A 12,092-nucleotide genomic window follows, 5' to 3' on the forward strand; every position below is an offset into this window, starting at 1 on the left:
TTATCCTGCTGTGCCGTCATCAATACCGGTCACCACTTTCTCATGCTCCGCCAGACCTTTTGTCACCTCAGCTTCCACATCATTACGGGTACCGAGTGTCACCTGACGGGTTTCCGGCTGACCATTCACCAGCACCTGCACTTCGTATTCGGTCGGGGAGATCTCTTTACCGAGTGCCGCCAGCGGGATTTTCAGCACGTTTTCACGGTTTTCCAGCGCGATAGTGACCTGGGCAGTCATGTCCAGCTTCAGCACATGCTGCGGGTTCGGCACTTCAAAACGGGCATAATAGAAAATAGCGTCATTGATTTTCTGCGGTTTCGGCAGGATATCGGTGATCACGCCGCTGAAGGTTTTATCCGGCGCACCCAGCACACTGAACGTGGCTTTCTGGCCGGGTTTCAGATACACCACATCTGCCTCGGAAACTTCCGCATTTACCAGCATGGTATCGAGATCCGCCAGGGAGAGGATGGTCGGCGCCTGCTGCATGGCAATCACCGTCTGCCCCTGTAATGTTTTCAGCTCCGTCACCACGCCGTCCATCGGCGCGCGGATATTGGTGTACTGCAAATCATTGCGGGCGGTATCGAGTGTGGCCTGATTGCGTGCCACCTGGGCCTTGTAGGTGTCAATCGCCGCGCGCTGCACATCCATATTGCGCCGCGCCTCGTCCACATCCTGCTTTGAGATAACCTGAGTTTTTGCCAGTGCCAGCCGCCGCTGATAGGTCGCCTGTGCAAAGGCATACTCCGCCTCCGCCTGCTTGAGACGTGCTTTGATTTCACTGACCGTCTGCTCGGCCTCAATCACCACGTTCTGTGCTTTGACCGGGTCGATGACAGCCAGCAGATCCCCTTTCTTAACAAAATCCCCCTCTTTGACATTCAGGGTCTGCAACTGCCCGTTGACCTGCGCACCGACATCCACTTTCTGCAGTGCATCCAGCTTGCCGGTGGCCATCACTTTCTTTTCGAGTGTGCCGCGCTGCACATCCGCTGTCATATAGCTGACCGGCGCATCTTCGCGGGTAAAGAACCAGAAACCGCCGGCGATCAGAATAATCAGAATGCCGGCGGTCACTATTTTTTTCTTTGAAACTGCTTTCATTAACACCTTTTTCCTCAGTTAGCGCGCCCTCTGGCGAGCCATGCCACGCGGGAGAACATCCGGCGCAGCAACAGCGGGATAGAATCCACACCCCGGCTGGCCGCATTGTTGGCAATCGCGATCGCCAGATCCGGTTTTGAGGTGCGGTGAATCGCTTTGGTTATGACCCGGCGGGCCGGCATTTTCATATTTTCCGGAATATCCGCGACCTGGTGATACAGGCGGCTGAACCCCTCCCGATATAAAAAGTGCTCCATATCCGGCGCGGGCAGACGGGTCAGTCTGTCCTGCTCGACATCATTGAGCCCCGATGAGAAGTGTGCGGCAGTGGCCGCGTATTTCTTACCGGCTTCGTCGCCGTCAACCAGAGTATGCCATTCTATACCCATTTTGTTGGCAAACTTTAACAAAGGTTTAAGACCGCACTGGGCAAACTCAATCACCTTGATCCCTTCAGTCTCAAAGTAATAATTACACTGTTTTGCCAGGTCGTTCATCAGCCAGATTTCCGTTTCACCCTCCACCAGTAGCCAGCAGCGGGCAAACAGTGCCGACGGGCGGTTAAAGCGGATATGGAATGAGATACGCCGCAGCTCTTCCGGTGACAGATGGTTTTCCCCCAGCCGGTAGGCGGCAACGCGGGTGGATTCCCGCACCAGGCGGCAGATATCATGAATCGGTACCAGTGAAAGCAGCTCACCGGAGTTGGTGGTGGTAATGCGCTGTAAGGAAAACAGATTGAGCAGCCCCCACGCCACAGACAACATGATCGGATGCAGGCGGGTTTCCGGGTCTTCAACGATAATGATCGGACGGGCATAGGGGTCGAGTTTCAGACCGCTGTTGGACTGGAGCAGCGCGGCAAACATACCGAGGATAATCAGCCGCACATTGCGCTGATTGGGACCTGCCACCACGCGGTTGATCCCTTCCAGCGCCTGCCACGCCCGCTGGCGCGGTTCGATATTCAGCCGTTTGGCTTTACGGCGATCAAGCAGATACTCCCCCTGCTCGGCAAAATAGTGGCTGAGCAGCTGTTTCATGGCCTCAAGGCCATCCCGCAAATCATCATTGGAGAGTGTCTGCGGGTTGCTTACCAGGGCGCGGGTCAGATCCGCCATCCTGTTATTGAAGGTCTCGGTCTGAGTGCGGAGATCGTATTCCTCATCCTCACAATCAGGCACATTTTTTCTCAGGCCGCGCATAAAACGGGCATCGCGCAGACGCAGTACCGGATAGAGCCGGATAATCTCGCTGATAAACTTATCGGTTTCCGCCGGCAGCAGCGGCTCGCCCGCCTCATCCAGAAAAGTGCGCTGACTGGTAATGGTGTTATCATCCGCCAGATCCGCGCTGACACGGTAGTTGATCCGCAGATATTCATCCCCGTTAGTGCGCCACAGCGGTGCCAGTTCACGGAAACGGCGGGAGCGGGAACGTCCGGGCCGGGTTTCACGGAATGTCAGGACGATCTGTAAGTGACGGACAGGCCCGGCTTCACTGTCAGCAGCGTGATAAAAATCACTCAGGACAAATTTCGCATTCAGTGCCTGCGGTGACAGTGTCAGCGTCAGAGCATCCAGCAGGCTGGATTTCCCCCAGGCGTTCTCACCGATCAGTACCGTATTGCCGGTCAGTGGTAATGACAGGCGGTTAATACCGCGAAAACCCAGAATTTCCACTCTTTCCAGAATCATAGTTCCCTCACTGTTTGCCGGATACCGCCTGTTTTATGACAATACTGTCACAATAATGATCACAATAAAGTATTATCACAATGTAATAAATAAAAACGGTTTTGACTTATACTAAACACGAAAACAGAGGGATACGTAGCAATTATGGTGAGGATGCCGCTATAATCGCCTGCTTTTTAATCAAATACTGACACGAACATAAGTAAAGACGGCATTATTTTACGGAAACGACACACATGTATTCAGGGTTATTAATTATTCTCGCCCCGCTCATTGCGGGTTATCTCATCCCGGTCAGCAGCACGGCACTGAAAAAAATCATCGGTCGCGGTCTGAGCGCGATGGTGTATGTGATCCTGTTTCTGATGGGGATAAGCCTGGCGCTGGTGGAAAACCTCGGGGCAAATCTGCTGGTGATTGTGCAGTACACCCTGACCTTTTCTGTGGTGGTGCTGGGCTGTAATCTCGCCGGACTGTTTTTATACGGCAAAAAATACCCGTGGCAGGTTCCTGCTCACAAACAGCAAAAACCGCCTTCCCGCCTGCATATGGTGCTGGAATCCCTGCAACTGTGTGGTGTGCTGCTGATTGGTTTTGCCACCGGGTTATTCGGCTGGTCGTTTCTCGCCTTTGCCGGTGCCGCCAGTGAATATGCTCTGATTTTCCTGCTGTTCCTCGTCGGGATCCAGCTGCGCAACAGCGGCATGACGCTGCGCCAGATCCTGATCAACCGCCGCGGTATGCTGGTCTCGCTGATAGTGGTCATTACCTCGCTGCTCGGCGGCGCACTCGCGGCACTGATAGCAGGGCTGCCGGTCAAAACCGGGATGGCGCTCTCCTCCGGCTTCGGCTGGTATTCGCTGTCCGGTATTCTGCTGACCGACGCTTTCGGCCCGGTGCTCGGCAGTGTCGGCTTCTTTAACGACCTGGCGCGGGAAATTGCCGCGATTATGCTGATCCCGCTGCTGATCAACCGCCACCGCGCCGCAGCACTCGGCCTCGGCGGTGCCACCACGATGGACTTTACCCTGCCGGTATTGCAGCGCAGCGGCGGTGTGTCGATTGTCCCGGCCGCGATTGTGCACGGCTTTGTCCTCAGTCTGTTTGCCCCGGTGCTGATAGCCCTGTTTACCTGAAGAGTGAAAACGTATGCCACAACAACGGATTTTAGTGCTGGGTGCCAGCGGTTATGTCGGACAGAATCTTATCCCGCAGCTGATCGCTGCCGGTCATCAGGTCACTGCCGCCGCCCGCCGGGTGGAGTGGATGCAGGCGCAGGGCTGGGAAAACACCCGCTGCTGCTATGCGGATCTGTATGATAAATCCACCCTGGAAACCCTGTTTCAGGACATTGATGTGGTGTATTACCTCGTCCACAGTATGACGGATGAGGATGACTTACTGGCGCGGGAACGCCTGGCGGCGGAAAACGTGCAGGAGATGCTGAATAAATCTGCTGTGCGGGAAGTCATTTACCTGAGCGCCATGCAGCATAAAGACAGCGACTCCCCGCACCTCGCCGCCCGCAGGCTGACCGGCGAAATTCTCGCTGACAGCCGCGTGCCGGTCACCGAGATCCGCGCTGCCATTATTGTCGGCCCCGGCTCAGCGGCATTCGAGATCATGCGCGACATGGTATACAACCTGCCGATCCTGACCCCGCCGCGCTGGGCCCGCTCAAAATCCTCACCGGTGGCCCTGGAAAACCTGCTGAATTACCTGACCGGCCTGCTCTCCCACCCGGCAACCGAAAACCGCCGTTTTGATGCCACAGGCCCGGATTACCTCAGTTATCTGGAGATGTTCCGCCACTTTATTACCATCAGCGGCAAAAAACGGCTGATGATCCCGCTGCCGATCCCGCTGCGGCTGATTTCAGTTCACTTTCTGCGGCTAATCACCACGGTACCGGAAGGTATCGCCAAAGAACTGATTATGGGTCTGAAATATGATCTGCCCGGCGACGGAAAGCCGCTTCAGGCGCTGATCCCGCAGACACTGCTCAGCTTTGATGATGCCGTGCGCAAGACCCTTAAGGATGAAGCGGATGCTGTGGATAATGAAGACTGGGGGTATGACCCGGAGGTCCGCGCCCGCTGGCGGCCGGGCTTCGGTTTCTATCCCAAACAGGCCGGTTTTACTCTGAATACCTCTGCCTCCGCCGACGCCCTGTGGCACGTTGTGCAGCAGATTGGCGGTAAAGACGGCTATTTTTATGCCAATATTCTGTGGTCAGTCCGCGCCCGGCTGGATGACCTGTGCGGTAATAAAGTCACTTACGGCCGCCCGGATCGCGATACCCTCGAACCCGGGGATAAAATCGACGGCTGGAAAGTGATCACCGTGAAACCCCGGCAGCAGCTCTCCCTGCTGTTCGGTATGAAAGCCCCCGGGCTGGGACGGCTGACCTTTACCATCCGCGACCACGGTCACCAGCGGACACTGGATGTCCGTGCCTGGTGGCATCCCGCCGGATTCAGCGGGCTGCTCTACTGGTTCGCCATGATGCCTGCTCATTTATTCATCTTTAAAGGAATGGCGAAAACCATCGTCAAACGGGCGGCAGCATACGTCATCCCGGCATCTGATAAGACATAATCACTCAGTAAAAGTCATTAGTTTGCTTTTTTAGTAGTTTTTTATGCAGAAATAATTGCATATTTATTCTTACGGCGTTAATATTCACTCAACGTCACTGAGTATGCAGAATTACAGCATGAGTATTCAATTAAAAAACATCAATTGCTTTTACGGACAGCATCAGGCGCTGTTTGACATCAACCTGGAATGTGGTGCAGGCGAAACCATGGTGCTGCTCGGGCCGAGCGGCGCCGGTAAGAGTTCGCTGCTGCGGGCACTGAACCTGCTTGAAATGCCGCGCTCCGGTGAACTGACTATTGCGGATCATCATTTTGATTTTACCACCACGCCGTCTGCCAAAGAGATCCGTTCCCTGCGTCAGAACGTCGGCATGGTGTTCCAGCAATATAACCTGTGGCCGCATCTGACTGTCATGGATAACCTGACAGAAGCGCCGATCCGGGTGCTGGGTCTGACCAGAGAAGCGGCTCAGGCAAAAGCGGAAAAGCTGCTGACACGTCTGCGTCTGACTGATTTTGCAAACCGGTTCCCGCTGCATTTATCCGGCGGCCAGCAGCAGCGTGTGGCAATTGCCCGTGCCCTGATGATGGAGCCGCAGGTACTGTTATTCGATGAGCCGACAGCGGCACTGGACCCGGAAATTACCTCTCAGGTCGTCGATATTATTAAAGAGCTGTCACAGACCGGGATTACCCAGGTGATTGTGACTCACGAAGTGGATATCGCCCGTAAAACCGCCAGCAAGGTGGTGTATATGGAAAACGGCCGCATCGTGGAACAGGGCGGCGCCCAATGCTTTATCACGCCGCAGACAGAGGCATTTGCCGGTTATCTGTCACACTGATTATTTTCTGCCACTGAACATTAAAAATAGGATGTTGCTATGAAAAAACTGGTTATTGCCGCATTAATCGGCGCGTTTGCTTTCTCCGCAGCGGCGGCAGAAAAAGAAAAAATCCGTTTCGCGACAGAAGCGAGTTATGCCCCGTTTGAAACCGTGAATGAGAAAAACGAAATCGTCGGTTTTGATGTGGATCTGGCTCAGGCGATGTGTGCCAAAATCAATGCGGAATGTACCTTTACCAACCAGGCGTTTGACAGCCTGATCCCGAGCCTGAAATACAAGCGTTTTGACGCGCTGATGGCCGGAATTGACGTCACACCTGAGCGTCAGAAACAGGTTGATTTCACCAATACCTATTATGATAACTCTGCTGTTTTCGTTGCAGTTGCGGGCAAATTTGATAGCATTGACAGCCTCAAAGGGAAACAGATTGGTATCCAGAACGGCACCACGCATCAGAAATACCTGATGGAGCAGTTTAAGGACATGAAAATTGTGCCTTATGAAAGCTACCAGAACGCGGTACTGGATCTGAAAGGCGGACGTATTGACGCCGTATTCGGTGACACAGCTGTTATCAATGAATGGCTGAAGAGCAACGACAATCTGAAAACCGTGGGTGAGCGTGTCACCGATCCGGAATATTTCGGCACCGGCCTGGCTATTGCGGTCCGCAAGGGCAACAGCGAGCTGAAAGACAAACTCAACAAGGCGCTTGGTGAGGTCAAAGCGGACGGTACTTACGATACCCTCTATAAGAAATGGTTTGAGTAATAACATAAAAAATTAATGAACGATTTTCTCTCTTTAGCAAGCGCCGCCGGGGTAACCGTCGGCCTTGCTGTTTCTGCACTCCTGATCGGTCTGGTGCTCGCGATGCTGTTTACCCTCTGGGAAACTGTGCGCTGGAAACCTGTCGCTTTTGCCGGAACCTGTCTTGTTACGCTTATCCGTGGTTTACCTGAGCTGCTGGTGGTTCTGTTTGTCTATTACGGCACGCAGGAAGTGATTATTCAGCTGAGCGACGGTATCAATCTGGGCTTCTTCACCCTGACGCTTGAGATCGACAACGGCCCCTATGTGCCGATCTTCAGTGGTATCACCGCCCTGTCTCTGCTCTATGCGGCCTATGCGTCACAAACCCTGCGCGGCGCCCTGAAAGCGGTGCCGGACGGACAGCGGGAAGCAGGCCAGGCGCTTGGTCTGAGCCGCGCCACCATTTTCCTCCGCTTTGTCATGCCGCAGATGTGGCGGCATGCCCTGCCGGGGCTGGGTAACCAGTGGCTGGTTCTGCTGAAAGATACCGCGCTGGTCTATCTGATTGGTATTAACGAACTGATGCTGCAGACACAAAGCATTGCCCGCCGTACTGAAGAACCTTTCACCTGGTACAGCATCGTGGCACTTATTTACCTCGCCATCACGCTGGTCAGTCAGTACATCCTCAAACGTATTGAATTGCGCACCACACGTTTTGAACGGAGCGGCCAATGAGCATATTTGATTATATTCTTGCCGTCTTACCGGGCCTGCCGGTCAGTCTGTCACTGACTTTTACCGCACTGATCACAGCATTTCTGCTGTCAGTGCTGTTTACACTGGTACTCTCTCTCAAACCCCGGATTCTGACGCCGCTGGTCAAAGGGTATATCACCCTGTTTACCGGTACGCCGCTGCTGGTCCAGTTTTTCCTGATTTATTTCGGGCCTGCACAGTTTGAAGGGCTGAAAAACTATCCGCTGCTGTGGGAACTGATGTCCTCCCCGTGGCTCTGTGCCATGGTGACACTGGCGCTCAACAGTGCGGCCTATTCAACACTGCTGTTCTACGGTGCGGTGAAAGCAATTCCGAAAGGCCAGTGGCAATCCTGCCAGGCGCTGGGAATGTCACAGAAGCAGACCATGCGGATCATCCTGCCGTATGCCTTTAAACGTGCACTGTCGTCCTATTCCAACGAAGTGGTGCTGATCTTCAAAAGTACCTCACTGGCCACGACGATCTCGCTGCTTGAAGTGATGGGCTACAGCCGCCGCCTGTTTGGTCAGGATTACGATCTGAACGTCTTTATTGCTGCGGGGATTATTTATCTGGCCGTCAACAGCCTGCTGACGCTCGCGATGCGTCTGATTGAACGCCGCGCGCTGGCATTCGAACACCGTAACTGATCCGCTCATACAGAAACGGGGCTGCAATTCACATTGCAGCCCCGTTTTTTTTATTCTCTGATTATTATTTCCGGGTCAGCAGCACCAGCACTTCATAATGTGCGGTATGCGGGAACATATCAAACAGCTGCACGCGCTGCGGCAGATACTGTGTGAGATGCGCCAGATCCTGTGCCAGGCTCTGTGCATTGCAGCTGGAATAGATAATCGTCTCCGGTGACATGGTATTGAGATAATCACACAGCGCTTTACCGATCCCCCGGCGCGGCGGGTTCACCAGCACCAGTTCCGGTACGGCTGATTTACCGAGAGCAAACTGCGCGGAATCCAGCGCCTGAAAGGTGACATTCTCCAGCCCCATTTTTTCCGCTGAGCGGGTGGCGCAGGCTATCGCTTCCGGGCTGATTTCAATCCCGGTCAGTTGTGTGGATTTATCCGCACAGTGCAGGCCGAATCCCCCCGCGCCGCAAAACAGATCCCATAAACGGGTGATCCCCAGCTCCCGCACCCACTGTCCGGCGGTATGATACAACTGCGCGGCAACAGCCGGATTGGTCTGGAAAAAGCTGTGCGGACGGATATAGAGCGGAATGCCGTTGAAGGTTTCTTCCAGTACCTCATCCGGGGTAAAGATAATTTCCTGCTCCCCTTCCAGAATCGCCATCGCAACCGGCTGGATATTGGCGGAAATCACAGAGAGCTGCGGCAGTTGCGCCTGCAGAAACGGCAGTGCCGCCTGTAATTGTGCCACTTTTTTCTCTGAGCGCAGCACAAAGCGCAGCATCATTTTACCGCTGGTACGGCTTTCGGTCAGAAGCAGGAATTTCAGCTCGCCACGGCGGCGTTCCACATTGTACGGCGTGAGTCCGGCACGGGCGATAAAAGGCTTCAGTGCGGCAAACACCTCTGCAAAATGCGCCGGATACAGCGGGCAGTCCGATAAATCCACCGGTTCGTTATCCGTCACGATCCCGAACACCGGGCGCTCCACGCTGCCGCTGACCACCATCTTGGCTTTATTTCTGAACGCGGTTTCCGCACTGAGGACCGGCGGCAGCCAGTTGTTAACGGCAAACGACGAGAGCAGCGTGCGGAGACCCTGCTCTTTATCATCAATCTGCTGAATATAGGGTTTTTCAAGCCACTGACAGGAACGGCAGCGGCCGGCTGAATACTGAGGGCAATGCATGATGGTGTCCCGGATATCGAAAGTAGTACGGATAATCAGTGAATCACCGGAGAAGGAACGGAATCAGCGCGGAAGCTTTCTTCATCTTCCGGTTCCGCATCATTCGGATCAAACAGCATATTGTTACTGAACAGCTCAAAAATCACTGCACCAACCTGCTCTTCCATCAGTTGCAGGGAGAGAGAGAACTGCTCAAATGTCAGCCCGGCACTGAGCGGCAGCGAGTAACAGACCACCAGCTTCGGCATGGCGGAATCCTGAATATCCATAAAGGTTTTGACCAGCAGCGAGCTGGCGTTGATCTGGCTCAGGTTGGCAATCAGCGGGACAATCGCGGTCGGGCGGACTTCCGCCAGCGCCGAGAACACCAGCATATCGTCAAGGATATCAATTTTGGCATCAAACACACCGTCCACATTTTGCATATGCGGCAGATGCAGTGCCTGGCAGGAATCACACTCAAAACAGGAGAGTTTCATCTGATCCAGCCATGTGCGTAATATCGTGAGATCGGGAATGATCATGAACCTGAAGCCTTTTAACCGGAAAAACAAAAGTACAGCGGGGAAAACCCTCACCCGCAGACCAATAACGGATCTTAGCTGAAAAACGTGAAGGGGAATAACGTTTTATTGCTTTTTTTCATTTTTATTCTGCCGGGTCTTTTTGTCTGCCCCGCTTTTGCTGTCAATACCCACGGACGGTATGGCGCTGATGGCCCGCCAGACAATATTGATTGCCGCCGGTACCAGACATCCCAGGCCGGCAAACGCCATCACCATCAGGGCATTTTTGCTGCTCATAAATCCGGGCAGCGAAATAAAATCATTCACCGCCAGATAGACCAGCACCAGTAATATCACACCGATGACCTCACAGATAATTACCGGGCGCGGCATATCCCCTAATGAACGCATTTGTCGCGGCTGTTTTCTGGTCATTTTATCCTCTGTGATTCTGCCTTTTATGTCCGCACTGCGGATAGTCACTGAACCATTGGTGCGGACTACCGCACAAATCGTCACAACATTCTTTTCTATCCGTTATGATACAGGCATAATTTATCCCATTAAAGCACCACTTCCGGTGTTACTGATGAATGAAGGAGCTTTTCATGTATACCGTTATTTTTGGCCGTCCGGGTTGTCCTTATTGTGTTCGTGCGAAAGAACTCGCAGAAAAACTGAAAAATGAGCGTGATGACTTCGATTATCGCTATATTGATATTCACGCTGAAGGCATCAGCAAAGAAGATTTATCTGTCACTGTCGGCAAACCGGTTGAAACGGTTCCTCAGATTTTTATCGATGAAAAGCACATCGGCGGCTGCACTGATTTCGAAGCTTACGCGAAAGCCAATCTCGGTCTGTTCAGCTAAGCTATCCGGCCGTTTCCCGCCCGGGAAGCGGCTTATTTGTTCCTCCCTATCCCGCTGATTTTCAACACCAAAAAATTATTTTCATTTTTTTGAATCTTTTTTCGAACTTTCTTACCGGGGCGCAGTCTGAATAAGTGCCACTGCTTTTCTTTGAATATCCCCAAGATTGAGGAAGCCCGATAGTCACCAATTTGGTTTTAACTATCGGGTTTTTTATTGCCTGCTGTTTATCCCGCCTGTTGTTATTTCAGATTTTGTCAGTTTTCTGCAATGTTACGTAATAGCACGATTAACCAAGACATTTTTACTTTACCTTGATGCACAAGACGGCTACCCTGACCCGTCATTTTATTACCGGGTATATACGGGTGTGTTTTTTAAGGAGTCTGCTGTGCTGGAAAATCTGAATCATTCGCTTTTTCTCCTGATAAATGCCACGCCGGAAACGTCTCATGCCATGATTATTGCCGCCACCTTCGCGGCTAAATATCTGGTTCTGCTGTTTCCGGTTGTCGCCGCAGGGTACTGGCTGCGGGGAACGCCGGAGAATATGGCCCGCCAGCGCCGCGCTGTCTGCAAAAGTGCCATTGCGCTGCTGATTGGTTTCGCGGCCTCCTGGATTATCGGCACACTCTGGCCGCATGCCCGTCCGTTTGCCGAACCGTTCGGCCACAGTTTCCTTGATCATGCACCGACGGCCTCATTCCCGAGCAATCACGGCATTATTGTGTTTACCTTCGCGCTGGGCTGCCTGTTCTGGTGCAATGTCCGTGCAGGATTGCTGCTGATGATCCCGGCACTGATTGTCGCCTGGTCGAGGGTTTTCCTCGGCGTTCACTGGCCGGTGGATATGCTGGGTGCCTTTATCACTGTGCTGATTGCCTGTGCACTGACAGAGCTGCTCTGGAGCCTGTTCGGCCCGGCACTGCAAAACCGGCTGCAGGTGCTCTACCGGCACTGTTTTGCCATGCCTATCCGTAAAGGCTGGGTGCAGGGATAACAATACAACGTTGAATCAGACAATACCGGCCGGTGTGCCGGTATTTTTTTAACATTTCTGTTTTATTCTTCATCAATATCACTCAGACCACTTAATTCGCGATTAAAA

13 protein-coding genes are annotated in these 12,092 nt (G+C 53.2%); 8 read left to right on the forward strand and 5 right to left on the reverse strand.

Features of this window, described 5'->3' with window-relative positions; translation table 11 throughout:
- Both macA and ACSBQN_RS10500 read right to left on the reverse strand, forming a co-directional pair.
- Complete coding sequence (macA, locus tag ACSBQN_RS10495) at positions 1-1,110, reverse strand: macrolide transporter subunit MacA (protein WP_024474065.1); 1,110 nt, start codon at positions 1,108-1,110, stop codon at positions 1-3.
- 14 nt (positions 1,111-1,124) lie between these two features.
- A complete protein-coding gene (locus ACSBQN_RS10500; protein WP_354632866.1) occupies positions 1,125-2,807 on the reverse strand; it encodes an ATP-dependent endonuclease in 1,683 nt (560 codons plus the stop codon).
- A gap of 236 nt (positions 2,808-3,043) precedes the next feature.
- Between ACSBQN_RS10500 and ACSBQN_RS10505 the strand changes: the two genes are divergently transcribed.
- The 6 genes from ACSBQN_RS10505 (at position 3,044) to artM (ending at position 8,417) form a co-directional block, all read left to right on the forward strand.
- Positions 3,044-3,943, forward strand: a complete 900-nt coding sequence (locus tag ACSBQN_RS10505; RefSeq protein ID WP_024474067.1) for a lysine exporter LysO family protein — start codon at positions 3,044-3,046, stop codon at positions 3,941-3,943.
- A gap of 13 nt (positions 3,944-3,956) precedes the next feature.
- Positions 3,957-5,405, forward strand: a complete 1,449-nt coding sequence (locus tag ACSBQN_RS10510; protein WP_087696616.1) for a DUF2867 domain-containing protein — start codon at positions 3,957-3,959, stop codon at positions 5,403-5,405.
- 118 nt (positions 5,406-5,523) lie between these two features.
- Positions 5,524-6,252, forward strand: coding sequence for an arginine ABC transporter ATP-binding protein ArtP (gene artP, locus ACSBQN_RS10515; protein ID WP_024474069.1), 729 nt, complete (start codon positions 5,524-5,526; stop codon positions 6,250-6,252).
- Between the two features lie 39 nt (positions 6,253-6,291).
- A complete protein-coding gene (artJ, locus tag ACSBQN_RS10520; protein ID WP_004235790.1) occupies positions 6,292-7,026 on the forward strand; it encodes an arginine ABC transporter substrate-binding protein in 735 nt (244 codons plus the stop codon).
- Between the two features lie 15 nt (positions 7,027-7,041).
- Positions 7,042-7,746, forward strand: a complete 705-nt coding sequence (gene artQ, locus ACSBQN_RS10525; RefSeq protein ID WP_004235789.1) for an arginine ABC transporter permease ArtQ — start codon at positions 7,042-7,044, stop codon at positions 7,744-7,746.
- 2 nt (positions 7,747-7,748) lie between these two features.
- The gene (gene artM / locus ACSBQN_RS10530) at positions 7,749-8,417 is read left to right on the forward strand and encodes an arginine ABC transporter permease ArtM (RefSeq protein WP_024474070.1); all 669 of its coding nucleotides are present in this window, start codon (positions 7,749-7,751) and stop codon (positions 8,415-8,417) included.
- A 64-nt stretch (positions 8,418-8,481) separates the two neighbouring features.
- Here the strand turns inward: artM and rlmC are convergent, their stop codons facing one another.
- From rlmC to ACSBQN_RS10545, 3 genes are all read right to left on the reverse strand, one after another.
- Positions 8,482-9,606, reverse strand: a complete 1,125-nt coding sequence (gene rlmC / locus ACSBQN_RS10535) for a 23S rRNA (uracil(747)-C(5))-methyltransferase RlmC (protein WP_024474071.1) — start codon at positions 9,604-9,606, stop codon at positions 8,482-8,484.
- Positions 9,607-9,641: 35 nt separating this feature from the next.
- Positions 9,642-10,130 carry a YbjN domain-containing protein gene (locus ACSBQN_RS10540; protein ID WP_004235786.1) on the reverse strand — a complete coding sequence of 163 codons (489 nt, stop codon included), beginning with the start codon at positions 10,128-10,130 and terminating at the stop codon, positions 9,642-9,644.
- A gap of 105 nt (positions 10,131-10,235) precedes the next feature.
- Entirely contained in the window at positions 10,236-10,547 is a 312-nt protein-coding gene (locus ACSBQN_RS10545) for a YbjC family protein (RefSeq protein ID WP_024474072.1), read from the reverse strand.
- 173 nt (positions 10,548-10,720) lie between these two features.
- On the opposite strand from ACSBQN_RS10545, the gene ACSBQN_RS10550 reads away from it, so the two are divergent.
- On the forward strand, positions 10,721-10,984 hold the full coding sequence (locus tag ACSBQN_RS10550) for a GrxA family glutaredoxin (protein WP_004235784.1): 264 nt from the start codon (positions 10,721-10,723) through the stop codon (positions 10,982-10,984).
- 391 nt (positions 10,985-11,375) lie between these two features.
- Positions 11,376-11,984, forward strand: coding sequence for an undecaprenyl-diphosphate phosphatase (gene ybjG / locus ACSBQN_RS10555; RefSeq protein ID WP_024474073.1), 609 nt, complete (start codon positions 11,376-11,378; stop codon positions 11,982-11,984).
- The last annotated feature ends 108 nt before the right edge of the window (positions 11,985-12,092 follow it).

Source organism: Morganella sp. B601 (genome assembly GCF_051172335.1).
GTDB classification, from domain to species: domain Bacteria; phylum Pseudomonadota; class Gammaproteobacteria; order Enterobacterales; family Enterobacteriaceae; genus Morganella; species Morganella morganii.

Excerpts from the sequence above, each read along its gene's own strand:
- macA (WP_024474065.1), bottom strand. The coding sequence starts at position 1,110 with ATGAAAGCAGTTTCAAAGAAAAAAATAGTGACCGCCGGCATTCTGATT.
- ACSBQN_RS10500 (WP_354632866.1), bottom strand. The coding sequence starts at position 2,807 with ATGATTCTGGAAAGAGTGGAAATTCTGGGTTTTCGCGGTATTAACCGC.
- ACSBQN_RS10505 (WP_024474067.1), top strand. The coding sequence starts at position 3,044 with ATGTATTCAGGGTTATTAATTATTCTCGCCCCGCTCATTGCGGGTTAT.
- ACSBQN_RS10510 (WP_087696616.1), top strand. The coding sequence starts at position 3,957 with ATGCCACAACAACGGATTTTAGTGCTGGGTGCCAGCGGTTATGTCGGA.
- artP (WP_024474069.1), top strand. The coding sequence starts at position 5,524 with ATGAGTATTCAATTAAAAAACATCAATTGCTTTTACGGACAGCATCAG.
- artJ (WP_004235790.1), top strand. The coding sequence starts at position 6,292 with ATGAAAAAACTGGTTATTGCCGCATTAATCGGCGCGTTTGCTTTCTCC.
- artQ (WP_004235789.1), top strand. The coding sequence starts at position 7,042 with ATGAACGATTTTCTCTCTTTAGCAAGCGCCGCCGGGGTAACCGTCGGC.
- rlmC (WP_024474071.1), bottom strand. The coding sequence starts at position 9,606 with ATGCATTGCCCTCAGTATTCAGCCGGCCGCTGCCGTTCCTGTCAGTGG.
- ACSBQN_RS10540 (WP_004235786.1), bottom strand. The coding sequence starts at position 10,130 with ATGATCATTCCCGATCTCACGATATTACGCACATGGCTGGATCAGATG.
- ACSBQN_RS10545 (WP_024474072.1), bottom strand. The coding sequence starts at position 10,547 with ATGACCAGAAAACAGCCGCGACAAATGCGTTCATTAGGGGATATGCCG.
- ACSBQN_RS10550 (WP_004235784.1), top strand. The coding sequence starts at position 10,721 with ATGTATACCGTTATTTTTGGCCGTCCGGGTTGTCCTTATTGTGTTCGT.